General features: G+C 41.0%; 23 protein-coding genes and 2 other annotated features. Of the genes, 15 read left to right on the top strand and 8 right to left on the bottom strand.

Features of this window, described 5'->3' with window-relative positions:
* Positions 1 to 28: 28 nt before the first annotated feature.
* On the bottom strand, positions 29 to 1297 hold the full coding sequence (gene preA, locus MKY65_RS04980) for an NAD-dependent dihydropyrimidine dehydrogenase subunit PreA (protein ID WP_339182874.1): 1269 nt from the start codon (positions 1295 to 1297) through the stop codon (positions 29 to 31).
* A gap of 18 nt (positions 1298 to 1315) precedes the next feature.
* Entirely contained in the window at positions 1316 to 2665 is a 1350-nt protein-coding gene (locus MKY65_RS04975) for an NAD(P)-dependent oxidoreductase (protein ID WP_339185125.1), read from the bottom strand.
* 1176 nt (positions 2666 to 3841) lie between these two features.
* Between MKY65_RS04975 and MKY65_RS04970 the strand changes: the two genes are divergently transcribed.
* The 8 genes from MKY65_RS04970 (at position 3842) to trpA (ending at position 11490) form a co-directional block, all read left to right on the top strand.
* A complete protein-coding gene (locus tag MKY65_RS04970) occupies positions 3842 to 4393 on the top strand; it encodes a nitroreductase (RefSeq protein ID WP_042532190.1) in 552 nt (183 codons plus the stop codon).
* 82 nt (positions 4394 to 4475) lie between these two features.
* Positions 4476 to 4713: a binding site (T-box leader), on the top strand.
* A 42-nt stretch (positions 4714 to 4755) separates the two neighbouring features.
* Positions 4756 to 5013, top strand: a binding site (T-box leader).
* A gap of 84 nt (positions 5014 to 5097) precedes the next feature.
* Complete coding sequence (gene trpE, locus MKY65_RS04965) at positions 5098 to 6498, top strand: anthranilate synthase component I (protein WP_339182871.1); 1401 nt, start codon at positions 5098 to 5100, stop codon at positions 6496 to 6498.
* On the top strand, positions 6482 to 7078 hold the full coding sequence (locus tag MKY65_RS04960) for an aminodeoxychorismate/anthranilate synthase component II (RefSeq protein ID WP_339182869.1): 597 nt from the start codon (positions 6482 to 6484) through the stop codon (positions 7076 to 7078). The genes trpE and MKY65_RS04960 overlap by 17 nt, the downstream gene beginning before the upstream one ends.
* On the top strand, positions 7075 to 8100 hold the full coding sequence (trpD, locus tag MKY65_RS04955; protein ID WP_339182867.1) for an anthranilate phosphoribosyltransferase: 1026 nt from the start codon (positions 7075 to 7077) through the stop codon (positions 8098 to 8100). Before MKY65_RS04960 ends, trpD begins: the two co-directional genes overlap by 4 nt.
* A complete protein-coding gene (gene trpC / locus MKY65_RS04950) occupies positions 8101 to 8892 on the top strand; it encodes an indole-3-glycerol phosphate synthase TrpC (protein ID WP_339182865.1) in 792 nt (263 codons plus the stop codon).
* 1 nt (position 8893) lies between these two features.
* On the top strand, positions 8894 to 9514 hold the full coding sequence (locus tag MKY65_RS04945; RefSeq protein ID WP_339182863.1) for a phosphoribosylanthranilate isomerase: 621 nt from the start codon (positions 8894 to 8896) through the stop codon (positions 9512 to 9514).
* 1 nt (position 9515) lies between these two features.
* Positions 9516 to 10727 (top strand): tryptophan synthase subunit beta, encoded by a 1212-nt coding sequence (trpB, locus tag MKY65_RS04940; RefSeq protein ID WP_339182861.1) that lies wholly within the window; start codon positions 9516 to 9518, stop codon positions 10725 to 10727.
* Positions 10714 to 11490, top strand: coding sequence for a tryptophan synthase subunit alpha (trpA, locus tag MKY65_RS04935; RefSeq protein WP_339182859.1), 777 nt, complete (start codon positions 10714 to 10716; stop codon positions 11488 to 11490). The genes trpB and trpA overlap by 14 nt, the downstream gene beginning before the upstream one ends.
* A 432-nt stretch (positions 11491 to 11922) precedes the next feature.
* Here the strand turns inward: trpA and MKY65_RS04930 are convergent, their stop codons facing one another.
* Genes MKY65_RS04930 through MKY65_RS04915 form a run of 4 tightly spaced genes read right to left on the bottom strand, consistent with a single transcriptional unit; the run spans position 11923 to position 15080 of the window.
* Positions 11923 to 13173, bottom strand: coding sequence for a hypothetical protein (locus MKY65_RS04930; protein ID WP_339182857.1), 1251 nt, complete (start codon positions 13171 to 13173; stop codon positions 11923 to 11925).
* A 5-nt stretch (positions 13174 to 13178) separates the two neighbouring features.
* Positions 13179 to 14009 (bottom strand): hypothetical protein, encoded by an 831-nt coding sequence (locus tag MKY65_RS04925; RefSeq protein WP_339182855.1) that lies wholly within the window; start codon positions 14007 to 14009, stop codon positions 13179 to 13181.
* Positions 14006 to 14695, bottom strand: coding sequence for an ABC transporter ATP-binding protein (locus tag MKY65_RS04920; RefSeq protein WP_339182853.1), 690 nt, complete (start codon positions 14693 to 14695; stop codon positions 14006 to 14008). Before MKY65_RS04920 ends, MKY65_RS04925 begins: the two co-directional genes overlap by 4 nt.
* Positions 14688 to 15080, bottom strand: a complete 393-nt coding sequence (locus MKY65_RS04915; protein ID WP_042532170.1) for a GntR family transcriptional regulator — start codon at positions 15078 to 15080, stop codon at positions 14688 to 14690. The genes MKY65_RS04920 and MKY65_RS04915 overlap by 8 nt, the downstream gene beginning before the upstream one ends.
* A 371-nt stretch (positions 15081 to 15451) precedes the next feature.
* Between MKY65_RS04915 and MKY65_RS04910 the strand changes: the two genes are divergently transcribed.
* Positions 15452 to 16213, top strand: a complete 762-nt coding sequence (locus MKY65_RS04910; RefSeq protein WP_339182850.1) for an exodeoxyribonuclease III — start codon at positions 15452 to 15454, stop codon at positions 16211 to 16213.
* Positions 16214 to 16455: 242 nt separating this feature from the next.
* Here MKY65_RS04910 and MKY65_RS04905 read toward each other — a convergent pair whose 3' ends face one another.
* Positions 16456 to 17403 (bottom strand): MBL fold metallo-hydrolase, encoded by a 948-nt coding sequence (locus tag MKY65_RS04905; RefSeq protein ID WP_339182848.1) that lies wholly within the window; start codon positions 17401 to 17403, stop codon positions 16456 to 16458.
* Between the two features lie 258 nt (positions 17404 to 17661).
* On the opposite strand from MKY65_RS04905, the gene MKY65_RS04900 reads away from it, so the two are divergent.
* Positions 17662 to 18129, top strand: a complete 468-nt coding sequence (locus MKY65_RS04900) for a YueI family protein (RefSeq protein WP_042532165.1) — start codon at positions 17662 to 17664, stop codon at positions 18127 to 18129.
* 178 nt (positions 18130 to 18307) lie between these two features.
* Here the strand turns inward: MKY65_RS04900 and MKY65_RS04895 are convergent, their stop codons facing one another.
* Positions 18308 to 19408 (bottom strand): hypothetical protein, encoded by a 1101-nt coding sequence (locus MKY65_RS04895; protein WP_339182846.1) that lies wholly within the window; start codon positions 19406 to 19408, stop codon positions 18308 to 18310.
* Positions 19409 to 19634: 226 nt separating this feature from the next.
* Between MKY65_RS04895 and MKY65_RS04890 the strand changes: the two genes are divergently transcribed.
* The 5 genes from MKY65_RS04890 (at position 19635) to MKY65_RS04870 (ending at position 26173) form a co-directional block, all read left to right on the top strand.
* Complete coding sequence (locus MKY65_RS04890; protein WP_339182844.1) at positions 19635 to 20888, top strand: PucR family transcriptional regulator; 1254 nt, start codon at positions 19635 to 19637, stop codon at positions 20886 to 20888.
* Positions 20889 to 21003: 115 nt separating this feature from the next.
* The gene (ald, locus tag MKY65_RS04885; protein WP_339182842.1) at positions 21004 to 22119 is read left to right on the top strand and encodes an alanine dehydrogenase; all 1116 of its coding nucleotides are present in this window, start codon (positions 21004 to 21006) and stop codon (positions 22117 to 22119) included.
* A gap of 136 nt (positions 22120 to 22255) precedes the next feature.
* Complete coding sequence (locus tag MKY65_RS04880; RefSeq protein ID WP_339182840.1) at positions 22256 to 22786, top strand: type 1 glutamine amidotransferase domain-containing protein; 531 nt, start codon at positions 22256 to 22258, stop codon at positions 22784 to 22786.
* A 12-nt stretch (positions 22787 to 22798) separates the two neighbouring features.
* Complete coding sequence (locus MKY65_RS04875) at positions 22799 to 23947, top strand: virulence factor (protein ID WP_339182838.1); 1149 nt, start codon at positions 22799 to 22801, stop codon at positions 23945 to 23947.
* Between the two features lie 252 nt (positions 23948 to 24199).
* Positions 24200 to 26173, top strand: a complete 1974-nt coding sequence (locus MKY65_RS04870) for an acetoacetate--CoA ligase (RefSeq protein ID WP_339182836.1) — start codon at positions 24200 to 24202, stop codon at positions 26171 to 26173.

Below are 26173 nucleotides of genomic sequence, written 5' to 3'. Positions count from 1 at the left end.
TCCAGTAAAAATTTCTAAACTCTAGCAATTAGCGTTTCTCAAGCATATGAATTGCTGCCTGGCGGTCATTCCAGGACATCGGCGGTTCCGTTGGTGTTAAATCAATCATGTCGATTGCTCCATCTACCGGACAAACAATAGAACATAGATTACATCCAACACAGTCCTCCTCTCTTACGCGTAAAATAGCATTTCCATCTTTATCTGTAAGCATGTCGATACACTGATGAGACGTATCCTCACAGGCAATATGGCATTTATTACAATTAATGCAGACATCATTATTAATACGGGCAACCACTTTATGATTTAAATCCAGATTGCTCCAGTCTGTGTACTTTTCCACAGATTTTCCGATGATCTCGCTTAACGAATCTATCCCTTTTTCATCTAAATAATTTTCCAGCCCCTCTGTTAAATCCTCAATAATCCGAAATCCATGATGCATCGCTGCGGTACATACTTGCACACCGCCGGCTCCCATCAGCATAAATTCCACGGTATCCTGCCACGTAGAAATCCCGCCAATTCCGGATATCGGAATGTTAACTTCTGGATTTCTTGCGCATTCTCCGACCATATTTAATGCAATCGGCTTCACTGCCGGTCCGCAATACCCGCCATGCGCTCCTTTTCCATTCACATTTGGAACCGTGTTCCAAGTATCTAAATCTACACCTATCAAACTATTGATTGTATTGATTAAGCTGATGGCATCTGCCCCTCCCCGAGCAGCAGCTTTTGCGGTTGCTGTTATGTCCGTAATGTTTGGCGTGAGCTTCGTAATGACTGGAACCTCTGCCGCTTCTTTGGCATACATCGTAGTCCTTTCTACCAGATCCGGATGCTGACCAACAGCTGCACCCATCCCTCTTTCAGACATTCCATGAGGACAGCCAAGATTTAATTCAAACCCATCCACTCCAACATCCTGCACTCTCTTTACAATCTCATGCCATTTTTCCCGCTCGGGTTCTACCATTAAAGAAGCAATAATTACCCGGTCTGGATATAACTTTTTCGTTTCATAGATTTCCTTTAAGTTTTCCTCCAATGGACGATCGGAAATCAGCTCTATATTGTTAAAACCGGCGACCCGCTGCCCGTTAAAGTGACTTGCACCAAAGCGGGAAGTGACATTTAATATGGGCTCGCCTAATGTCTTCCATACAGCCCCTCCCCACCCAGCTTCAAAGGCACGCTGTACTTGATATCCAGTATTGGTCGGGGGCGCAGATGCCAGCCAATACGGATTAGGTGATTTGATTCCAGCGAAATCAATACTTATATCAGCCATTTTCATCCTCCTAATCTTTTATGAACTCTCTGTTACAGATTGCTTGAAACGCTTATGAATCGCCAACGCTGTATCCTTCCCCTGCTGGGCAGCCGTCACCACCATTGCTTCTCCAATTCCTTTTCCAAAAATCACATCTCCTGCAGCATATACTTTGGGATGAGACGTTATAAACGTTTCCGGATCGACCTTCACAACGCCTCCATTATGCTCCAGGCCAAAGGCTTCAATGATTTCCTGATGCCTCGTTTGTCCGATAGCCTTCACTACGATATCAATATCCATTAAGAATTCGGATCCTTCGATTTCCACTGGCCGAGGCCTTCCATCCTTGCCAGTCTCTTGTAATTCCATCTGTACGCACTCCATTTGTGTTACATGACCATTTTCATCACCGATAAGACGTTTCGGATTGGTAAGCCATCTAAATTCCACACCCTCCTGTTTGGCAAACTCGTATTCAAAATCATAAGCAGTCATTTCCGCTTCCGTTCTGCGATAAAGAATCTTTACGTTATCCGCGCCAAGTCTGACTGATGTCGTAGCTCCATCAATCGCTGTATTTCCTGCCCCGATGACAGCAACACGCTTTCCGATAAAATCCTTTGGATAATCCCCATTTTTTGATTTTTCCACTAAATCAATGGCATCGAAGTTCCCCTCTAATTCTTCCCCTTCTATTCCAAGCATTGGAACTTTGGACATGCCAACAGCAAGCACCACCGCATCATATTGGTCCATAAGATCCTCTGCGAAAATATCCTTGCCAATTTCCGTATTCGTTCGTATTTCTACACCTAAATTTCTCACTTGCTCTACTTCCCAGAAGGAGATATCCTTAGGCAAACGAAAGGGAACAATTCCAAATGTATCTAACCCTCCCGCTTCCCTTTTCGCTTCAAAAATAGTTACTGTATAGCCCAGCCGCGCTAATTCGCGGGCTGTTGATAAGCCTGCAGGACCGCTTCCAACGATAGCGACTGTTTTTCCATTCTTTTTGCCAGCATGAAAGAGAACCGCTTCATTTTTAATTGCCCAATCTGTCGCAAACCGCTGCAAATCCCCAATAGGAATGGGCTTCGTAGCGTCATTTAGAACACAAGCCCCTTCACATAATTCTTCTGTCGGGCAGACTCGTGCGCAGCTAGCTCCAACCGGATTCGAATCCATAATTGTTGTTGCAGAGCCCTTCAAGTTCCCGGAAGCAATTTTTTTAATAAATCCCGGAATATCAATCCCTGTCGGACATGCAGTAATACAAGGCGCATCATAACAATATAAGCAGCGATTCGCTTCATCCAATGCTTCTTGGGAATTAAAGCTTGGTTTCGTTTCCTCAAAATTCGCTGTAAGCACCTCACCAGATATAAAATTCTTTAATAAATCACTCAAGAAACAAACCTCCTTTAAAATATATTTCAAAAAAGATTAATTAAAATAGAAAGTTATTATATTCTTATGTGGCAAGCTCTCAGTAAATTACCATTTCAACAAAAGCAGGGGTTTTTCTAAAAACTAATTATTAGCTCAACTTTCGCACATAAAAAGTAACGTCATTTCTATAGAAACAGGAGTTGATTGTTCCTTCGATAACCCCCTTGACAAAGATATAGAAGGCGAAGTGTAAAGCACCGCTGCGGCGGACCGTTTTGCTTTCCTAGGGGCACGCTCTTCAGCTAACTTTTGCCAAGAAGGACACTTGACAAAAGTGGATCTTCAGATGGTGCTGATCCCTCAGGAGTCAAAACGGTCCGCCTCCGCTAGTAAGATATTCTATACGTAAAAAAACAACTCACCAAATAGATGTTTAATCAGATAGAACCTATTTTTCATGCTGCATGGTAAAATGTTCCGCCAAGATTCCTTTCTGTGCATCGAAGCTATTCTCTGAATTTCATATCCATACTGTCATGATTGGTTATCCAGGCGAAAGCTGCTATTTCGTCTAGCTTATTAAAATCTTATTTCTTTCATTCGCTGCAGAATCCTATCAGAGCGCAGGCCAACCACGCAGACTCCTATGGGAACAGGGCGAGCTGAAGATCCACTTGAAAAGCGGTTTTCTTTTCAAGTTAGCTGAAGCCGTCCCCATGGAAAGCGGAGTGGTTGGCCGGAGCGGAGCTATGCACCATCACCAATTCCAAAATGGCCGGATATTTCACCAAAATGCAAGCATGATAATGGAGAACACGTTCCCCCTGGAATAGCAAGATATATATGCTTATTTTTAGGTATGAAAGTCGAGTTATTAGAATTCGCGCCGGTTTTATAGAGGTCAAAGATAGTGGGAGATAAAATAGAAATGGGCAAAACGTATATCTGCTGAATTTTAAACACCTATCTAATATTATAAAATTTACAATATTCCCATTCATTGGACAAAAGGTAAAATAGTAGTTAAATTTTCTAGCCGAACTGTAACTATTTTTAGAAATACTGGCGGTTACTTAAAACACTGCTTAAAATTCATTTGCAAAAATTTTATAAATTCGGTACAATTTAATTGATAATTATTATCAATTAAATTGTATAGGAGTTTATTTCATGAGTAGAACAGAACTTGCAAGATTAATTCGGGAACGCCGTGCTGTCAAAACAGGATATAATAATAAAAAAGTGACCAAAGAAACAGTTATGCAATTATTAGAGGAATCAATCTGGGCCCCTACCCATGGAATGAGACAGCCTTGGCGCTTTCTGTTCGTTGACAAGGATCACCTTCCCAGCTTTGCCAAAAAAATTGCATCTACATATCCTGAAGAAAGACAGGAAAATCGAGAAAATTATCTGAACGAGCCAAATGCTATTCTAGTCGTCATCATGGAAACCTCCGATATCCCCAAACAATGGGATGAGAATTTTGGTGCTGTTTCCGCAATGATTCAGAATTTTTGGCTGCTGGCATGGGAAGAAAAACTAGGTATTGTCTGGAAAACAAACCCGCATATCTATGATGAAAAAGTAAAAGAAATTCTCGGTGTGAAGGAAAACGAAAAAATTGCCGGTTTTATTCATATGGGTTACTTTGACGAAGCGCCCGAAGAGAAAGAACGTATCCCGTTGGCCGATAAATTTGAAGTATTTGAAGGGGAGTAAAATCAGATAATTTCATTTTTTTCTATAAATCTATTGACAACCTCCTGTCCTTTCGTTTAGTATAGATTTCAATCAATTAAATGAAGTGGCGTTGATGAAGAAGAGTAATTACAGGTGAACTCTAAAGAGAGCTGATGGCTGCTGTGAATCAGCGAGTATCCTTGTGATGAATGGGCTTCGGAGCTCCAAACCGAAACAGTATCGGAGTAGGCTTTGGCGGAATGGTTTCTCGTTATGGAAACTCAGAAGATAGTAATCTTCTTTTAGAGTGAGCTGCACGTCAGCTAATAAAGGTGGTACCACGGTCCCTCGTCCTTTTATATATGGATGAGGGGCCTTTTTGATTTTTATGAGACAATATATTACAAACGATGATGAAGAGTAGTAAATAATTTTTCATGCATAACAGAGAACTGATAACTTGGTGGAATATCAGTATGCAGGAATTATTGAATGGACTTCAGAGTGTTTTTCCGAAAAATGCCCGCTGGCAAATGGAGTAGGAAAAAACGTATTTCCGACGTTATACGGATAGGGTATCGGAGGTTTCCTGTACCTGATAAAGATGGAAAGATGAATCTTTCTAACAGAGGTGGCACCGCGGCCCTATCGTCCTCTATAAGCACATAACTGTGTTTATAGAGGACTTTTTTATTTCTTAAATAAGAATTACAGAATTTTCAACTATAAAGGAGAGAGAAATCATGACGGCACAGGTAACGCATCAAACGTATTCTATCGATGGATTAATCCCTATTCAGGTTTTCCAAAGCTTGCCGAAAGCAAAAAAATATCTGTTGGAAAGCAGCTTTCCACATGAGGAAAAAGGACGCTATTCCTTTATCGGCCTTCACCCTTATCAAGAAATCATTGGGCGTGGAAAAGAAACAACGCTAATCAGTGCTTCCCATGTAGAACCGCTGGTTGTTCATCAGCACGCATTGCATTTCTTACAAGAAACGATGCCGAAGCTTGATTTATCTCTTTCCCTTCCCTTCTATGGCGGAGCAATTGGTTATATTGGCTATGATACGATTCAGGCTTTTGAAGATATCGGTCCAGCACCATTTGATGACCGGAATATGCCGGATATCCATTTCATGCTTTTTGAAGATACAATTATTTTTGACCATGAAGAGAATGAACTGCATCTTATCGCAATCGATCGAAACAGCGGCACGGAAGAAAATCGTGAACAGCGTATTCAACAGCTGAAACAGCATGTTGATCAGGCAAGGACTACCAAACTCCCTGTTCCACAAAAATATGCCTTTATACCGGAAATGGATCAGCAGAAATTTGAAGAGAACGTGCAGATTGCAAAGGATTATTTGCAAAAAGGGGAAATTTTTCAGGTTGTTTTATCCCAGCGTTTTTCAAGAGAGGTTGAAAACGAAAGAGAGTTCGGACTTTCTTTTTATGAACAATTAAGGAGGTATAACGCCTCCCCTTACATGTTTTACATTGATTTTCAAGATTACACTGTGCTCGGCGCTTCTCCGGAAAGCTTGATAGAAACCAAGGGCAGCCATGTTGTCACCAATCCGATTGCTGGAACAAGAAAACGCGGACAGAATGAACTGGAGGATCAGGCACTCGCAGAAGAACTGCTTGCCGATGAAAAAGAACGGGCAGAACACCGGATGTTAGTCGACTTAAGCAGAAATGATCTAGGCCGTGTCTGCGAAGTCGGCAGTATCGAGATTCCCGTTTATATGACGATTGAGCGTTACCAGCATGTAATGCACATTGTTTCCGAAGTAACCGGAATCTTGCACCCGGATTATTCAGGGATTGATGCACTTATCTCCTGTCTGCCAGCTGGAACCGTATCGGGCGCACCGAAAATCAGGGCAATGCAGATTATTAATGAGCTGGAAACCGTAAAGCGCGGTCCCTATGCCGGGGGAATCGGTTTTATCAACTTTGAACATGATGTGCATATTGCACTGGCTATCCGCTCGATTGTTATCAAGAACTACAAAGCTTATTTTCAATCTGGAGCCGGTCTTGTATATGATTCCGTTCCATTCAATGAATATATGGAAACCATTAACAAAGGAAGATCATTTATGGAGGTGCCTGAACTTGATTCTATTAATTGATAATTATGATTCTTTCACATATAACCTGTACCAATATGTTTCCGAATGCGGTGTACATGTTGAAGTGATTCGCAATGATGAAGTGACTGTCAAAACCATTGAAAAATTAGAACCAAAAGCCATTATTATCTCGCCTGGACCAGGTTCTCCAAAGGACGCCGGAAATTGCATCCAGATTGTGCAGGCTTTTTATAAAAAACTGCCGATACTGGGAATCTGCTTAGGGCATCAAGTAATCATGGAAGCGCTCGGCGGCAGAGTTATTCAGGCTTCTACCATTAAGCACGGAAAAACATCACTGATTCACCATGATGACGCTGGACTGTTCCAAGGACTCAGCAACCCGGTTGAAGTCATGCGATACCATTCTCTTGCAGCGGAGCATATCTCGGTACCATCCGAGCTGCGCATCACAGCAACAGCTTTAGATGATGATGAAATTATGGGTGTGTCCCATCAGACATATCCTGTTTACGGATTGCAATTCCATCCGGAATCCATTGGAACACTGGATGGAAAGCAGATTATTTCTCACTTTGTTGAGAAATTGACGAAGCAAAAGGAGGAAGTACCCCAATGAAACCGTATTTTAACCAATTACTTGAAGGCACAGATTTATCATTTGAAGAAACAAAGGCATTATTTAATGCCTGTTTCCAGGAGGATGTTTCCGATACAGAGCTTTCCGCTATTTTAGTAGCTTTAAAAATGAAGCAGCCGACAGCAGAAGAACTGGCCGGTTTAGCAGAAGTAATCCATACCAATTCTCCTTTTCAATTTGAGTTGGAGCTTCCCGCAATGGATAACTGTGGAACAGGAGGAGACAGATCAAACAGCTTCAATATCAGCACCTGTGCAGCATTTGTCTTAGCCGGTGCCGGCGTGACAGTTGCAAAGCACGGAAACCGCCGGATTTCCAGCCAGACTGGAAGTGCAGATGTATTAGAAGAGCTTGGTGTTTCGCTTGATTTAACCAAGTCGCAAATGAAATATATGCTGCAGGAAAATCAAATCGCCTTTTTATTTGCCCAGCATGTTCACCCTACATTGAAGCAGATTGCCGGTGTACGTCAGAAGCTTCGGACACCGACCATTTTTAACCTGGTCGGTCCATTAACCAATCCGGTTGCTTTGCATTCCCAGCTGGTTGGCGTGTATTCAAATGATGCCTTGCCGATTGTAGCAAAATCCCTGCAAACACTCGGCCGGAAGCGTGCGTTAGTTATTCATGGAGCGGGCGGAATGGATGAAGCCTCTCTGCAGGGGGAAAACAACTATATTTTACTGGAGAACAATGAATTAAAAGCAGGCAGCATCCATCCGGAAGAGGTCGGTCTGTCCGTCTACACCAACCAAGAGATTGAAGGCGGCGATGCAAAACGGAATGCAGAAATTTTGCTCTCTGTATTAAACGGAGAACCTGGAGCTTATCTGGAGACCGTTCTATTTAATACTGCGATTGCTTTATTCGCCATCGGGCGTGTGGATTCTGTAAAAGATGGGATGGAAATTGCCAGACACAGTGTATTCTCTGGCAATGCCAAAGCAAAATTAGATACCTTGATCGACTATAGCCAGGAAGCAAAACAAGAGGTGGTATAAATGACGTTTTTAGAAAAAATTATTGATAAGAAAAAGCAGGAGGTTGCGGAACGTAAATTACAAGCAGCCGGAAAGCATATGCGAAAAAATCCAATTTACTCTCTCCATCAAAATGTTCAAGCAGCTGATCATCTATCGATTATTGCTGAAATCAAACGGGCTTCCCCTTCCAAAGGGGCGATTCAAATGGACGTCGATATACTGGAGCAAGCCAAGCAATATGAACAGTCTGGAGCGGCTGCTATTTCTGTTTTAACCGATGAAAGCTTTTTTCACGGTTCATTAGATGATCTCAAAGCAGTAAGTGAAGCGGTCTCGGTCCCAGTCCTCTGTAAGGATTTTATGATTGATGAAATACAAATTGACGATGCGAAAAATGCAGGAGCCTCCATTATTTTGTTAATTCTTGCTGCCCTGCCGCTTGAACGATTCCGGCGTCTTTACAACTATGCAACAGAGCAAGGGCTGGAAGTGCTCTGCGAGGTGCATAATGCGGACGAATTAAAGGACGCCTTGACAGTCAACCCGAAAATCATCGGAATCAATAACCGTAATTTAAAAACCTTTGAAGTCGATTTACAAACAACGGCGGAGCTTGTTCAGCAAATCGATAAAGGGGAGCTTACCATTATCTCTGAAAGCGGCATGCGTACGAAAGAGGATGCAGAACTGGCAAGAGATGCCGGGGCTAATACGATTTTAGTCGGGGAAACATTAATGCGCTCCAACCAAGTGGAAGCAGACATGCAGGCCTTGCAGGTGCCTCTCTCCTCCACGAAAGGAGCCTCTTGATATGCTCGTCAAAATCTGTGGAATCACATCTCCGGAGATAGCGGAAGCTGCTGTCGACGCTGGAGCAGATTTTTTAGGCTTTGTTTTTGCCAAAAGCAAACGGGAAGTATCCGTAGACCAGGCAGCCAACATTATCGCGGCATTGCCGGAACACGTAAAAAGTGTCGGCGTTTTCGTCAACAAAGAGAAGCAGGAAATAGAAAAAATCGCTCGGGCGACAGGACTCGATTTTGTACAGCTGCATGGAGAAGAACCTCCTGAAGCTGTCAGCAGCTTTACCTTTCCTGTTATTAAATCACTTCCTGGGACAGAAAAAGGTGTCAAACAAGCGGCGCAATATGATGCAGCTTACCTGCTGATGGATAGTCCCCCCCTGCCCCATGCACATGGAGGAAATGGGGTTACATTTAACTGGTCTACATTAAAAGGAAATACGTTTTCCGAACGCCTTATTTTGGCTGGCGGGCTGACACCGGAAAATGTCGCGGAAGCCATTCAGCAGGTAAAACCGGTTGCTGTGGATGTTTCCAGCGGGGTGGAAACGGATGGAAGAAAAGATTCAGATAAAATAAAAGCTTTTATTCAGGAAGCAAAACGAACAACTGTAGAAAGGAATCGATAACATGCAATCATATACATTCCCAGACAAATCAGGAAAATACGGTAAATTCGGCGGAAGATATGTGCCGGAATTACTTATGCCAGCTGTTTTAGAGCTTGAAGAAGCTTATGAAGCTGCAAAAAATGACCCTTCTTTTCAGGAGGAATTAAATAATTATCTGACAGAATACATTGGCAGAACAACGCCGCTATATGAAGCAGAACAATTAAGCAAGCATCTAGGCGGCCCAAAAATCTATCTGAAGCGGGAAGACCTTAACCATACCGGTGCACATAAAATTAATAACACGATTGGCCAGGCGCTTCTGACTTTACGAATGGGCAAAAAGAAAGTCGTCGCTGAAACCGGAGCAGGACAGCATGGCGTAGCTACAGCAACCGTCTGTTCTCTGCTTGGTTTAGAGTGCATCGTTTTTATGGGCGCGGAAGATATCAAGAGACAGAAGCTTAACGTTTTTCGTATGGAGCTGTTAGGTGCAAAAGTGGTCGGAGTCTCTCAAGGCAGTGCAACCTTAAAGGATGCAGTGAATGAAGCATTGCGCTATTGGGTGAATAATGTCCACGACACCCATTATATTATCGGCTCTGTGGTTGGCCCGCATCCTTTCCCTCGCATTGTACGGGACTTTCAATCAGTGATTGGCGCAGAAACAAAACAGCAAAGCCTTGAGAAACAAGGAAAGCTTCCAGACGCAGTCGTAGCTTGCGTTGGCGGTGGCAGCAACGCCATGGGGATGTTCTATCCTTTTGTCGATGATAAGGAAGTCGCTTTGTATGGTGTGGAAGCTGCAGGAAAAGGCGTTACTACCAATGAGCACGCAGCTACGCTAACGGGTGGTTCTCCAGGCATGCTGCATGGCACGTTTACTTATTTATTGCAGGATGAAGCAGGCCAAATTCAAGAAGCTGCCTCTATCTCTGCCGGATTAGACTATCCAGGTATTGGACCGGAGCACAGCCACTTGCATGATACTGGCCGGGTAACCTACCCTTCCATTACAGATGAGGAAGCATTGGAAGCCTTTCAGCTGCTTGCAAAATTAGAAGGAATTATTCCTGCTCTGGAGAGCGCACATGCTGTTGCCTATGCATGTAAGCTTGCAAAAGAAATGTCTCCGGAGCAATCGTTAGTTATCTGCCTGTCCGGACGCGGAGATAAAGATGTAGAACAAGTCAAAGCAAAGCTGGAGGAAAATTCCGATGGGGAAGCATAAACTAGAAAATACATTAAATGAATTAAAAGCAACAGGAAAGCCTCTGTTTATTCCTTATATGATGGCTGGTGACGGAGGAATCAATCAAATCAATGAACGCATTCAATTCCTGGAAGAATGCGGCGCATCTGCAATTGAATTAGGTATTCCTTTTTCTGACCCAGTAGCTGATGGTCCTGTGATTCAGGATGCCGGACTGCGTGCATTACAAGAAGGAACCACGCTAAATCTGGTACTCGATGAGGTCAGAAAACAAAAAGAAGCACGGAGCATCCCAATTATTTTGATGACCTATATTAACCCTATTTGGAACTATGGCTACGAGCAATTCGCAAAAGACTGTGATACTGCGGGAGTAGATGGAATTATTATTCCAGATATTCCAATGGAAGAGGAAGAAGATATTGCAGCTGCGCTATCTAATCAATCCATTGCCTTTATCCGTTTAGCTGCGATGACCAGCCCGGATGAGCGTCTGGAGAAAATTGCACAGGACTCAGAAGGTTTTCTATACGCTGTTTCCGTGAACGGAACAACCGGAGAGCGTCAGCAGCATGATAAAAATACATTGGACTACTTGAAGAAACTAACCGCTTTAAGCAGCGTTCCCGTCTTAGCCGGATTTGGCATTTCCAATCCAGAACAGGCAAAATCATTAGCTGCTTATTGTGACGGTGTCATTGTCGGCAGTAAAATCGTCCACTTATTTGCGGAAGGAAAGCAAACGGAAATCAAAGAATTGATTGGTGAAACCGTACGATAAAATAAAACTTTATTTATCAGGTGTTTTGGGACTTCTACGTGATCAAGTGAATCTGGACCATTACCGGAGTTTTCTCTCTCCATGATGGAGCAAACAATCAAATCGGGCGCTTTTTGGCTGCTCCATTGCAATAAATGTATGTTTGCATTGATATAAGTGTCGAGACAACCATTTCTTTATAGCATAAACTATATTAGAATCTAGACAACGTTGTCATTGATTCAAACCATCACAACAACCCATGCCTTGAGGGAGCTGTACGCCACATACAGCTCCTGTTTTTTTAGATAAATGAAGGACAAGCTGATCTAATTCAATAATGATTGGAACCAAGATGGAGGCAGTCGCAGTCTTTTGCTAAAAAATATGACTCTCCTGTTTAACTAATAAAAATACAGAATAGAAGATACCCTCTATTCTGTATTTTTATCTTTACTTATCCTCAAATTCCATCTGATACAAATCAAAATACTGATATTGTTTCATAGATTCCGCTGCTTGAATGATGCCCTGATACACATTTTCCCCTGTTTCCAAATCAAATACATTGATGGAAATATCCGCCACTGTCAGTGTAGAATAAGCAGGAAATACAATATAGAAATAACCATTATGAACATCTGTTAATGGATATACCTCTTCTTGCCCTATTTCCATTTCCGCATCAAACACATTTTCTTCAAAAACGGTTTCTTGTTCTTCTAAATGCTCATCAAACTTTGTTAACGTGTAATTTTCCCCTTGGAGCATCCCTGCATAAACAGCACCATCATAAATTCTAAGAAAATCTCCCTCATAAAAGTTTGCTTCCTGAAGATCAATGGATTGGAAACTGTCTTGTTCTACATTGTATAAACGCAGTTCATATTTAAGCGGAGAATCCCCCACGTAAACCCCATTCTGATCGACTTTATATTCATCATACGTATAGAGATAATGCATTTCTCCGTTGATCAGACCGCTGTCCTGATAGGTTAAAGAGGGTTCTATTCCTTCTTTAGACTCCATGTCCCTTTGTGGAAACCTTATATCCTCTATGGTTTGATTATTTAAATCTATCACAAGAATCCCATTTTCATCCGTATACACATCTGTTATTTCATCATACTGTCCTTCCATGTATAATTGGACGTATAACTTATTATGATTATCAGCAGTTATCGAGCTTACACCATAGATTTGCTGATCCTCGACAGTCAGTTCGAATGAGCTGACGTTTTCTGTTTCTTTATCAAGTATTTCTACGCCAATCTGATTCTGTTCATTCATATCCCAATTGTTTTCATTTCCATCTACATAAATAAGCTGATTATCTGTTTCCGCGAAATTCTCACTCCATTGGTTTTTCCCGCGCATAAAGCTTTTATACTCTTTCACATATTTTTCTATTTGTAAATCAGAATAATACCAGCCATAATATGATTCCCTTGATTGATCTATCCGCTTCGATTCATCCACAGATAACTGAAAAGGTTCTGACACCACACTGTAGTACGAAGCCATGCCGGGACTGCTTTGCCCATCTCCAAGTATCGTAACATCCTTCACAAATGCTTCATCTCCAGATACGGTTTTCCATTTAAAATCAAGCGTTTCTTCGTCCGTTACATAAAAACTGATAAGGATAACCGAAATGAAAAGGAATGCAATATATATAATCGAATAGCGTTTTAAATGATTCATCTCTATCACACCCTTATCTTTCTATTTAACAAATGATTACTAAAGAAAACCGATACTGCGGAAAGGATAATTGCTATAGCAAATTGCATCCATAAAAGCTCCGTCTCATAAAAATATCCTTTTACGATTATCTGCAAAATATATGGAGAAAAGACCAGAATCAGAGCCCCTATCCCATAAAAGACCGCCATAAATACACCTTTAAAACGGTAGCTGCGTTCAATCAGAATCATGGTAAATAATATAATGACAAAAGCTGTTCCAAAACCGTAATTAATCACAAAATCAATAAACTTCTCCGGAAGCAGGAATTTTAAATAATAAAAGCTTCTAATCATCCCTTGAATCGTTAAATCCAACCGGTAATCAACCGGAATAATCAGCTTTAATATCACCTGTAACGCCGGGAGGATAGCTACTTGATAAGTAATCAGGCCAAAGACGAAAATCAGAATCGCCGCCAGTTTGGAAAAGAACAACTGAATACGCTTCACCGGAAGCATCAGCAGGCGATAAATAAACGTGTTCTTGCCCAGCCAATCCCGATACCAGATAAATAAAACATAAATAAATATCGTCACTGCAGCGATGATAATAGGCAATGTAAACAGAAAACTAGATAATATATTCCCTATCGATACATAGCCATTATCTTGAAGAAATTGCTCTTTAGGTATACCAAGCTTCATGACACTCTCTGTAATCTCAGATTTCACCATAATCGCATAATACAGCACCCCGGCAGCCTGCAGCAAAAACACAGCTGCAAGCAGCATAATATAAATCGGTAAAAACCGTCTGAATTCAAAGTTTACCAGCTTTCCGAAAAGCTTCATCCCTGATATACCTCCCTCATCACATCGATAACAGATTTACCCTCTTCTTCTCTTACCTGCTCCGTCATAAATTCTTTTTTCACCGCTCCATCAGCCAGTAAGACTGCCTTATCAATTAAATGTTCGATATCACTGATTTCATGGGTTGTGATGATAACACCGCGGTCCTCCACCAGATGACTGGAAAACACATCAGCAATCTGTTCTCTGCTGAAGATATCAATACCAGAAAAAGGTTCATCCATTAGAATATAATCTGCATCCATCGCCAAGCCCATCAATAAATTCACTTTCGCTGTATTGCCTTTTGATAATTGGGAAATACGTTCATCCTCTTTCAGCTTAAAAAATTCTAAAATCTCTTTTGCCCGCTCCCCATTCCAATTTTGATAGAAATCATCCATAAATTGAAAAGCATCCTTAATCCGCATTTTAGGCAAAAGCGTCATGGTATCTGGGATATATGTTATTTTCTCCATCATCTTTGGAGACAGCTTCTCCCCATCAATGGTAATCACGCCTTTTTGGTAAGGAGTCAGTCTCATAATCGATTGAAGAATGGTCGTTTTCCCCGCACCATTGATTCCAATTAAACACGTAATCTGGCCTTTATCTGCCTCAAAAGTAACTCCATTTAATATCTTTTTTCTGCCATACCTTTTCTCTATACCGGTCAATTTAATCATGCTTCTCTTCATCCTCCCTGCCAAGCTCATTTAATTTTGACTGGACAAGGTCAAAAACCTGTTCTTTTGGAATTTGCAAAGAGGTGATACGATCTACAAATTGATCAATTGCTTCGTCAATTAAACTTTCACGAATTTCTTTTATGCGGCCCGTTTCCTTTGTAATCATACTTGGTTTATTTCCATCCGTATAAATCAAGCCTTCCTCCTCCATTTCCTTATAAGCTCGCTGCACAGTATTCGGGTTTATTTTTAATCGCTGTGCTAATTCTCTGCGTGAAGGAATTTCCTGACCAGACTTTAATTCTCCAATTGCAATCTGTTCTTTGAAATACCTGATCACCTGAATATACACAGCTTCACGTTTATCAAAACGGATATCCATCCAATTTCTCACCTCATTCTTGTCATGCTTTCGCGTATACTGTATTAATACATTAGTACATCTTGTAAGTGTATTATATGCATAATACAGAAGAAAGACAACTCTTTTCTTTATTAAATTTGAAATTTTTATATATGATGGGTTGTATTTCTTTATTTCACACTGAACTCATTCTCAAAAAGAGATTTATTTCATATTTACCTGATGTCAGCAAAGGAAATAAATACAGGTATACTCGATGTTATTTTGTTCGATGCTTCAACAGCTATCGTGAAACAACCGGTTTCCCCATATAAAAGCAATCGCTTTTCCAGACAAATATGGTAGAATGGCTATCAGAATGATGTTAATAGGAAGGAAGATTTTTTAAAATGAAGTTAGTTACATGGAACGTTAATGGAATCCGGGCCTGCGTTCGAAAAGGGTTCTTGGATTTCTTTCATGATATAGATGCAGATTTTTTCTGTTTACAAGAAACAAAACTGCAGGCAGGGCAGATTGAGTTGGATTTAGAAGGATATTATCAATATTGGAATTATGCGGAAAGAAAAGGTTATTCAGGAACAGCAATCTTTACAAAGCATGAGCCGCTTCATGTTTCTTACGGGTTTCAAGAAGGCGAGATAGAGCCTGAAGGAAGAATAATCACATTAGAATACCCTGACTTTTACCTCGTCAATGTCTATACGCCAAACTCAAAGCGGGATTTAACCCGGCTGGAGGAGCGTTTGGAATGGGAAGATAAAATGTTTGATTATTTGCGGGAGCTTGATTCGAAAAAATCCGTTATTTATTGTGGGGATTTAAACGTAGCCCATCAAGAAATCGATTTGAAAAATGATAAAACAAACCATGGCAATTCAGGTTTTACGCAGGAGGAACGGGATAAAATGACACGGATCCTGGCCAATGGTTTTACGGATACCTTACGCTTCTTCTATCCTGAACGCGATGATATTTTCACGTGGTGGTCTTATATGAAAACAATCCGGGAAAGAAACATCGGCTGGCGTATTGATTATGTGATTGTTTCCAGTCCATTAGAAAAATATCTGGAAAATATGGAGGTTCACCGTTATACGCTTGGCAGCGACCATTGCCCGGTGAGTCTGGAAATAAATCTAGACAGCTGATAAATCAAATCCATGCCTAATCAAAAAAAGAGAAAAAGGAAATGTCGAACGTCTGAAATATTTCCGGTATTAAAAATAGTCCAATGATCAGACCAAACAAAAAAACAGTAATGATGCGCAGTTTTTTTCGCATTCTCACCATACCTCTCTTTCCTGAAAAACGAAAAGGAACCAGCTTGTGCTTCCTTTTCGTTTTTATCATTCAAGGAATATTATATAAATATGGAAGCATCCACTCCCATTTATTGTTTCTGAAAATAATCTACCATCCCAAGGGCACTTAATTGTAAATCAACATTAATCATCTGATAAACCTCATGGTCATCAGCAATCCCCTGCTCACGAAGCTCTGATTGTACATATTTTAACAATCGGTCGGCAATCTCATCATAGCTTTGTCCTTCTGCAACTGCAGCTTCCCCTTCTCTCACAAAGATATCCAGCCATGCTTCTGCCTGTTCGAGAGCCTCTTCTACTAAATCTGTTCCTCCAAAATGTCCAAAAAAGATATAATCTAATTGTTTCTCACGGAACCTTTGTAAAGAGTGTCTCATTGCCTCCGGATCAAAGTGATTGGGAGATGTAGATGGTAAAAAGAAGTTCAACCCATGCGGAAATAGTTGTTCATATTGAATTCCAGCTGTATCCCCAGTAAACATCCCATTACTGATAGGGTCATAGATTCCCAGATGATGTCTGGCATGGCCCGGTGTATCCCAGAATTCTAAGATGCGCCCTTCTTCAAGCTGCAGCATATCTCCCTCTGTTTTCTCCACAACTCTTTCCTCATCAGCAGGGATAATCGGATCATATAATTCGGAAAAACGCTCGCCGTAAATCGCGCGTGCTCCAGCAGCCAGCTTTTTAGGATCAACAAGATGTCTCTTCCCCTTTGGATGAACGTATAAAAGCGCATTCGGACAAAGCGATAATAAACGTCCTGCGCCGCCAGCGTGGTCTAAATGAACATGTGTAACAATAATATGTTTTACGTCCGCAAAAGTATATCCTAATTCTTCTAATCCTTTTTTAATATACGGTACAGAAGGACTCGGTCCCGTCTCAATAATCGTAAGTTCATCTGCTTCAATGACATAAGCTCCTGTTCTGCCGCTTACACCAAAATCAAAACCATCGATAAGTGAAATCCCATGATGAAGCTTCATCGTTTTTCTAGAGTGCAACTGCATAATAATCCCTCACTTCCACAAAATAATTGAAACACACTATACTCTTATTTTAACATTTAAATATACGTCTCCGTATGATTTTATCAGATATTTCATTTTTACTTTCCAATCTGCCCGCTCAAAAAATAGGAAATAGGAATGATTTTCTTTGCTTGATATCCAACAATAGGGTACATTAGATGGAGAATAATGATTATGTAAAAATTGCTGATGTAAACCGCACAGCAAATTGAAAATAGATTAAAAGGATGAAATCGAATGAGCAAAAAGAATGTAGATGATTACCTTCAAGAAGGAATGTATGGAACGCGTCTGCCCAATGAAAGTGAACGGAAAATGTATCTTGGCACCTTTCGTGAACGCGTTGCCTTTGTGTTAACCATTGGAGAGGTGATGTCTAATAAAGGACTCGCTGAATTAGAGCGCCAATTAAAGCAGCATCCGAAGGCAAAAATCTTATTGAACGGAAATATTTCATATTCATTTTTAAAGGAGGAAAAAGCACTCGCTGACCGCTTTTCTATTCCACATACTACGGTAAGCAACCAGGAGAATGATACAGAGATCGGTTTAGTGCTCACCTATCCTTATGCTGTAGATATAGACCAAATTTCCCTTAAAGATATTGAGGAAAAACCAGCTCCCAAAGAAAAAGAAGATGAAGAAGAAAAAAACAGCAATCCGTCAAAAGGAATCGTATCGAAGCTTAAAAATTTTTTCCACTAAGCTGCCGTTGTGTCTCCCATTTAATACTGTGTAAATGTTAATTACACTTATGCAGTAAGAAAGTTTATATTTTCTTAACTTCTAAAAAATGCCAGTCAGCGGAAATCGGATGATTTACACCCAATTCCTATGACTGGCACTACATTTCACCTTACGTTTCCTACTATTTCACACTGTATCATTTATCATCAAAATCAATATTTTTCATTCTAAACGGTGTAATAATCAGTACCACAATCAGTACCAGTCCCATATAGCCAATCAGCGAATAGAATTTAGAAACTAAATCGGTAAAACCGACAAAGCTAAGTATAAATCCTGCAACCAGTGTGATAGCTAATAGTATATTAAATTTTTTCGTTTCTACTTTTGCAAACCTGGTAACAAACGCAAAGAACATACTAATTGCTGTGTTAAAAATCATTCCAAAAAGTACAAGTGCCATGATAATACCTAACACTGGTGAAATATTATTTACAATTCCCAGCATTGGCATCTCAAAATTACCAACCTCTTCAATTTTAGCAAAAATCGCGAAATAACTAAGAAGAATTAATACACCCAGTCCCAGTCCGCCTACTAATCCGCCAATGGCAGCTGTTTTTCTATCTTTCTCCGCTCCCCCCATAACAATGGACATTGCTGCGCCAACAGAAGTGTTAAAGGTAGCATAGTTTAAACCTGCAACAAACCAATTTGGGAAATTCGGTCCGTGGCTCTTTGCCGTACTATTTAATTCAGCTAAAGATCCATCCATTGTAAAAAAGCTGTAGATAGAGATGATAATAACAAATAAGATCAAAAACGGCGTAATACTGCTGATTACAGCCACCACTTTATCTACTTTCAGCATACCTGTCAGCAGTACCAATACTGTCATTAAAATCGCACCTGCAACATGAGGCAGTCCAAATTGCTGATTCAGGTTCGCTCCTGCTCCGGCAATCATTACCACCCCTACACCGAATAGCGTAAATACTAATACAGCATCTACTATTAACCCAATCAAGTTAATACGAGTGATTTTTTCAATGATTTTAAAATGGCTGATTTTATAGATAACATCATTATAAGAAGTTGTCTGTGCCTTGCTCCCTAACCAGACCAGCATCATTCCAACATATGCAAAAAATACTGTAGAAACAAATGCAGCCAGAATTCCCAGTGTACCAAAGCTTGTAAAATACTGCAGCACTTCCTGTCCAGATGCAAACCCGGCGCCTACAATCACCCCTATGAATGCGCTTGCAATTACCAAGATTTTCATTAGTTTTTTCATGTGCTTCCCCCTCTGTTCTTTTTATCTTATAAGTATCAGATGAAATCTTTTTGTGTATATACTAAAATGAAAGTATGTATATACTTATAACCAGTATATAAAAAAAGATTACTTATGGAAAATGATAGTCTATCCTACTAATAAAAAGCAAGTATACCAATTATTAAATTTATTCAAAATAATGCATTTTTTATTCAGATCATATCTTTATAAAGGGGTGTACTTTATGAACTCATCTCATATCGCAAAAAATAAAATAGCAACATTGCAGCAGCCTTTCTCATCTTTAGATGAGCTTGCCGATACAATCAGTGAGGTATTGTCATGTCCTATTACCATTGAGGATGCGAATCATTATGTTCTTGCATATAGTAAACACACCGAAAATATTGATGAAGCACGAATCGGCACCATCATGAATCGGAAAGTCCCTGATAAAGTTATTAACGGTTTATGGAAAAACGGAGCAATGCCCAAGCTGATTGATAGTGACCAGCCAGTCATTATTCCCGAAATCAAAGAAATTGGACTTGGAAACCGGATTGCTATATCCATCTGGAAGAAAAACGAAATTTTAGGTTTTATTTGGGCACATACAGGTGAAAATGAATATAGTAAGGATGATTTGGAAATTCTAAATGAAGCAACCCGTCAGGTGAAAAAGTTTATCCTGCAGAAGCTGCCTGGCCGAAGAAATACAGAACAAGCTTATAAAGACTTTTTCTGGCAGCTGTTAACAGCAGATTTTGTCAGCGCCAGCACAATTCAATCCTATGAAAAACAATTTAATATAAAGCTGCAGGATGGCCTTGCTATCATTGTTTTTCATTTTGAAGATGCTATCACGCCGCAGATTGAAAAGCACGCTTCCTACCTTTCAGAAACTGTCATGCAGGTGAATACAATTTTCCGTTTATTTGATGATCAAGATTTTATCTTATTGGTACGATTATGGAAGGCGGATGATACATCAGATAAAATTTATCAGTTTATTGAGCAGTTTCAGGAAAAAATAAGCACACAGCTGCAACTGACCTCCATGCACGGTGCAGGTAGCCAAATTTACGGTTCTGCAAAAGATATGACGCAGGCTTACGAGGAAGCACTTCAGACAAATTCCCTGCAAAAGCAGTTTCCTGATGAACTGTCTTCTTGTTTTCTTTATGAAGACCTAGGCGTTTTTCAATGGGTAGACGTATTAAAAGAACATCGTCATAAGCGGCGTCATTCAAATAAATACATTCAACGTCTGCAGCAATATGATCAGCGCCAGCAAAGTAATTTATTGTACACCTTAGAAAAATTTTTGGAGCATGACTCCAATGTACATCGTACAGCAAAAGCTTTGTTTATCCATCCAAATACCATGAATTATCGTTTAAAACGTATTCATGAAATTAGCAATCTTGATTTAAAAAATCCGCATCAGAAAGTAGCGGTTTATTTAGAGTTATTAGCTGACAAGCTGGAAAAATCATAGCATTTGTGTAAATACACAAACGTTTTGGACTCAATTCATTTATTTTCATAATGAATTCTCACAAAGAAAGCGTTAACATTATAAGTATAAATTGATAAACAAAGGGGCGAATAACATGATTATTGGGGTACCTAGAGAGATAAAAAACAATGAAAACCGTGTTGCCATGACACCAGCCGGCGTAGTGAACCTTGTTCAATCGGGGCAAACGATTTTAATTGAAAAAGAAGCCGGTTTGGGAAGCGGCTTTACGGACGAAGAATACAAGCAGGCCGGAGCAGAGATTATCGCAGAGGCCTCAGACGTATGGGAACGATCTGATATGATAATGAAGGTAAAAGAACCGCTGGAATCAGAGTACCATTATTTCCGGAAGGGATTAGTATTATTCACCTATCTTCATTTAGCTGCTGATGCAAGATTAACAGAAGAGCTTGTCGCGAAAGAAGTTACAGCAATCGCCTATGAAACAATTGTTGTAGGTAACGCTCTCCCGCTTCTGACGCCGATGAGTGAAGTCGCCGGACGTATGGCTACGCAGATTGGTGCCCAATATTTAGAGAAATCAGAAGGCGGCAAGGGCATTTTACTTGGCGGTATTCCCGGGGTCAAACGCGGAAAAGTAACGGTTATAGGCGGTGGCGTTGTCGGCACGAATGCCGCGCGCGTAGCGATCGGTCTTGGAGCGGAAGTTACGATTATTGATTTAAATCCGCAGCGTCTTCGCGAATTAGAAGAAATTTTTGGTTCGAGCATTCAAACATTAATGTCAAACCCGCTAAATATTGAAGAAGCTGTCACAGATTCGGATCTCGTTATCGGATCGGTATTGATTCCAGGCAGAAAAGCGCCAAAGCTTGTGTCAGAAGAAATGATTCAAGCAATGCAGCCGGGCAGCGTCATTGTAGACGTGGCAATTGACCAGGGCGGTAATTTTGAAACCGTTGACCATCCTACTACACATCAAGACCCAATCTATGTCAAACATGACGTGCTTCATTACGCTGTTGCCAATATCCCAGGCGCTGTTCCGCGCACAGCAACGGTCGGACTGACAAATGTAACTGTGCCATATGCAGTCAATATTGCGAAACAAGGCGTCGAGCATGCGATTCAAAATAGCGCTCCAATCGCCAGCGGTGTGAATGTGATGAATGGGCATGTAACAAATGAAGCGGTTGCCAATGATTTAAATTATGAATATGTTTCTGTGCAGGACGCTTTAAAATAATAAGCATTCCAAAGCCATCACCCCGATTGAACAAGGTGATGGCTTTTTCATCGCTTCAGTACGGGTAAAAGTCGTCGGAATCGTTATTTTTACGCCAGTCTGTTAAACTATTTCTATAAAGAATGGAGGGATTATTTTGCGTTTACAAAACCAAAAAGTTATCGCACTTGTCGATCATGACTTTGAAGACTTGGAACTATGGTATCCCGTTCACCGTCTGCGTGAAGAAGGCGCCCAGGTAGATTTAGTCGGACAAGCTGCCAATCAAAAATACATTGGAAAATACGGCGTTCCTGCTGAATCTGATTATGCCTTTTCCGAAGTGAATCCAGAAGACTATGATGCTATCCTGGTACCCGGCGGGTGGGCTCCAGATAAATTGCGCCGTTTTCCGGAGGTTATCAGCTTCGTACAGCATATGAATGAACAGAAAAAGCCTATTGGCCAAATTTGTCATGCCGGCTGGGTATTAATTTCTGCCAATATTTTAGAGGGTAAAACCGTAACCAGTACACCTGGAATCAAGGATGATATGACCAATGCCGGAGCGACATGGGTTGATGAACCGGCTGTTTCGGACGGACACCTTGTTTCAAGCAGAAGGCCGCCTGATTTACCGGATTATCTTCGTGAACTGATTAAAGTGATGGAAGAATATCAGCGTTAAGGGAGTATACAAATGAAAATTGTTTCTATAGAACCGACACCGAGTCCGCATTCTATGAAAATCAACGTGAACGAGACACTTCCTCCTGACGAAACGTATAATTACAGTAACAAGGACGATTTAGCTCAAGCTCCGGAGTATGTGCAGAAGCTTTTCGCTTTGGAAGGGGTCAAAAACATCTATCGTGTCGTCGATTTTATTGCTTTGGCCCGAAATCCGAAGACACCTTGGGAGGAGCTCTTACCACAGGTTCGGAATGTATTGGGGACAGACGAAGCTTTTAACCAGACCGATGAATTATCTGCTGATGCAGAAGCACCTTCGGAAACATTTGGCGAAGTTCATGTTTTCATTCAGACATTTCTAGGGATTCCAATGCAGGTAAAGCTGGAAGAAGGAGATAAAGAGGAACGCTACGGACTGCCAGAGCGTTTTTCTAAGGCCGTGATGGAAGCTTCTCCCGCTTCTGAAAATGTCATCATGGACCGAAAATGGGAAGAACAGCATCCTCGCTACGGCAATATGAATGAAATCGGTCAGGATGTTGTAGAAGAGTTAAAGGCAAGCTATAACCAGGAAAGACTGGATACCCTTGTGAAATTAGCTTTACAAACAGATGGAAATACAAGCAACGCCACAAACTACTATCAGCATGTTCCGATTGAAAAACTGGATAACCCGGATTGGCGGGAACGCTATGCAGCATTGGATCGTCTGGATCCAACCTTGGACGATCTTGCTCTTTTAGAAAAAGCCGTTCACGATGAAAAAGCATCAATTCGCCGTTTGGCTACTGCTTATTTAGGCATGCTGGAGGATAAAGCTGCTTTGCCATTGCTATATGAAGCATTGGCTGATAAAGCCGTGAATGTCCGTCGAACTGCCGGCGATTGCATTTCTGACCTGGGCTTTACAGAGGCAATTCCAAACATGATTGAAACTTTAAAGGACAAAAGCCGGATCGTTCGTTGGCGCGGAGCAATGTATTTATATGAGGCGGGGGATGAATCTGCTATTCCTGCCCTTGAAGAAGCATCTGCTGAAGAACCAGAGTTTGAAGTACGCATGCAAATACAATTAGCTTTAGAGCGTATTCAAGGCGGTGAAAAAGCAAAAGGCTCTGTTTGGCATCAAATGACCCAGGCAGCAAAATCAAAATAGGATATTTTCACAGATAAATATAAACTAATTCAGAGCCATGCTCTGGATTAGTTTTTTCATATCTAAATGAAACAAACGATACATATCATTAATATACATTCTTTTTTCATGTAGGATACACGCTTCACTGCTGATCGTTTTATATTTTTCTCTTTGCTGTAAAAACATATATTTTCCATTTCAATTCCTTTACGTATAGAAAGCGTTTTCTTATAATAGTAGTATCGGAATACTTGAAGGGGGACATAACGAATGGATACACAAGAGGGTACGCTGCTTTTTGAACCAAGTAAAACACAAGTGGAACAGGCAAATATTACTTCTTATCGTACTTGGTTACAAGAATATAAACATATCCAGACTAAAGATTACCATAATTTATGGAAATGGTCTGTGGAGGATCTCGATACATTCTGGGAATCTATTTGGGAATATTTCAATATCCAGTCGCACCAGCCTTATCAAACGGTGCGTTCCGGCAATCAAATCATCGGAACAAAATGGTTTCCCGAAGCAAGCCTCAATTACACAGAGCATGTATTCCGGAATAAATCATTAACAAGCCCTGCTATTATTCATACATCGGAAAATCAGGAGCTTCAGGAAATTTCTTGGGAAAAACTATACCAGGATACGGCTGCGCTTCAAAAAACATTGGAAAAGCAAGGAATTGAAAAGGGAGACAGGGTAGCCTGCTATGCACCAAATATCTATGAAACGGTTGTTGCTTTCCTTGCAACGGCAAGCTTAGGAGCTATCTGGTCCAGCGCTTCTCCGGACTTTGGAACCCAGAGTGTGATGGAGCGTTTCCAGCAAATCGAGCCAAAAGCGATGATTACAGTTGATGGCTATACGTATAACGGCAAGAAATTTAATAGATTAGATGTGGTCAAGGAGCTGCAGTCTGCGCTTCCTTCTTTAAAAACAACGATAACCATTCCTTATCTAAACAAGCAGACAGATTTCGGTCACTGTATACAGCCGATTTCCTGGGAGGATGCAACAGCGCATCCCGGAAAGTTGGAAATGTCGTATACACCTGTTGCCTTTAACGATCCGCTCTGGATACTCTATTCCTCTGGAACAACCGGCAAACCGAAGCCAATCGTGCACAGTCAAGGCGGTATTTTAATGGAGCATTTGAAGGCTCTCCACCTGCACTTGGACTTAAGCCCCGGCTCGCGTTTCTTCTGGTTTACTACAACCGGCTGGATGATGTGGAATTTCCTTGTCGGCGGATTATTAACAGGCTCAACCATTATCCTGTATGACGGCAGCCCTGCTTATCCGGATAAACAGGTTTTGTGGCGGCTTGCCGAGCGGACAAAAATGAATGTATTTGGCACAAGCGCCAGCTTTATCACAGCTTGTATGAACGAGAATGTATCGCCGAAAAGCGAATTTGATCTATCTTCTTTAAGAAATATCAGTTCAACAGGATCGCCGCTTTCTCCGGAAGGATTTCGGTGGTGCTATACACATGTCAAAAATGATATCTGGGTTGCTTCGGCAAGCGGTGGCACGGATGTTTGCACCGCATTTTTACTCGGCTGTCCTATACAGCCTGTTTATGCCGGAGAGATTCAATGTGCAGGGCTGGGAGCGAAAATTGAAAGCTTTGATGAAGACGGAAATTCGATTACAAATGAGATTGGCGAGCTTGTCTTAACCGCTCCATTTCCAAGCATGCCGATTTATTTCTGGAACGATGACTCCGGGCTGCGGATGTACCATAGCTATTTCGATACCTTCCCCGGCATCTGGTGTCATAGAGACTATCTCAAACTGACAGATCGAAATACGGCAATCATTTACGGCAGATCGGATGCAACAATCAATCGGGGCGGCATCCGAATTGGAACAAGTGAAATATATCGGGTCACGGATTATGTTACCGCTGTTGAGGACAGTTTAATGGTTGATTTACCAAAAGGAAACGGCGATTCGATTACCCCCTTATTTATCGTAATGAAGGACGGCGAAGCATTAAGCGAGACCATTAAACAGGAAATTAATCAGCAGCTGCGGACACATTGCTCACCAAGGCATGTTCCGACCCATATTTATGAAGTAAAAGAACTTCCGAAAACCTTAAATGGAAAGAAAGTCGAAATTCCCGTTAAGAAAATCTTGATGGGTCAGGATACAGAAGCTGTTATTAATCGAGGCTCTCTGATTAATCCGGACAGTCTCGACTATTTTATCGACTTAGCTGAGAAAATCTAA

This window comes from Oceanobacillus sp. FSL W7-1293, from assembly GCF_037969815.1.
Taxonomy (GTDB): Bacteria; Bacillota; Bacilli; order Bacillales; family Amphibacillaceae; genus Oceanobacillus; species Oceanobacillus oncorhynchi.
Note: the sequence above shows the minus strand (reverse complement) of the source record. Positions and strands in the feature narration are given on the sequence as shown.

Coding starts and splice junctions, on each gene's coding strand:
- trpE (WP_339182871.1), top strand. CDS start 5,098: ATGACGGCACAGGTAACGCATCAAACGTATTCTATCGATGGATTAATC.
- MKY65_RS04870 (WP_339182836.1), top strand. CDS start 24,200: ATGGATACACAAGAGGGTACGCTGCTTTTTGAACCAAGTAAAACACAA.
- MKY65_RS04970 (WP_042532190.1), top strand. CDS start 3,842: ATGAGTAGAACAGAACTTGCAAGATTAATTCGGGAACGCCGTGCTGTC.
- MKY65_RS04925 (WP_339182855.1), bottom strand. CDS start 14,009: ATGAAGCTTTTCGGAAAGCTGGTAAACTTTGAATTCAGACGGTTTTTA.
- trpA (WP_339182859.1), top strand. CDS start 10,714: ATGGGGAAGCATAAACTAGAAAATACATTAAATGAATTAAAAGCAACA.
- MKY65_RS04875 (WP_339182838.1), top strand. CDS start 22,799: ATGAAAATTGTTTCTATAGAACCGACACCGAGTCCGCATTCTATGAAA.
- trpC (WP_339182865.1), top strand. CDS start 8,101: ATGACGTTTTTAGAAAAAATTATTGATAAGAAAAAGCAGGAGGTTGCG.
- ald (WP_339182842.1), top strand. CDS start 21,004: ATGATTATTGGGGTACCTAGAGAGATAAAAAACAATGAAAACCGTGTT.
- MKY65_RS04890 (WP_339182844.1), top strand. CDS start 19,635: ATGAACTCATCTCATATCGCAAAAAATAAAATAGCAACATTGCAGCAG.
- MKY65_RS04915 (WP_042532170.1), bottom strand. CDS start 15,080: ATGGATATCCGTTTTGATAAACGTGAAGCTGTGTATATTCAGGTGATC.
- MKY65_RS04905 (WP_339182848.1), bottom strand. CDS start 17,403: ATGCAGTTGCACTCTAGAAAAACGATGAAGCTTCATCATGGGATTTCA.
- MKY65_RS04930 (WP_339182857.1), bottom strand. CDS start 13,173: ATGAATCATTTAAAACGCTATTCGATTATATATATTGCATTCCTTTTC.
- MKY65_RS04910 (WP_339182850.1), top strand. CDS start 15,452: ATGAAGTTAGTTACATGGAACGTTAATGGAATCCGGGCCTGCGTTCGA.
- trpD (WP_339182867.1), top strand. CDS start 7,075: ATGAAACCGTATTTTAACCAATTACTTGAAGGCACAGATTTATCATTT.
- trpB (WP_339182861.1), top strand. CDS start 9,516: ATGCAATCATATACATTCCCAGACAAATCAGGAAAATACGGTAAATTC.
- MKY65_RS04920 (WP_339182853.1), bottom strand. CDS start 14,695: ATGATTAAATTGACCGGTATAGAGAAAAGGTATGGCAGAAAAAAGATA.
- MKY65_RS04895 (WP_339182846.1), bottom strand. CDS start 19,408: ATGAAAAAACTAATGAAAATCTTGGTAATTGCAAGCGCATTCATAGGG.
- MKY65_RS04900 (WP_042532165.1), top strand. CDS start 17,662: ATGAGCAAAAAGAATGTAGATGATTACCTTCAAGAAGGAATGTATGGA.
- MKY65_RS04945 (WP_339182863.1), top strand. CDS start 8,894: ATGCTCGTCAAAATCTGTGGAATCACATCTCCGGAGATAGCGGAAGCT.
- preA (WP_339182874.1), bottom strand. CDS start 1,297: ATGGCTGATATAAGTATTGATTTCGCTGGAATCAAATCACCTAATCCG.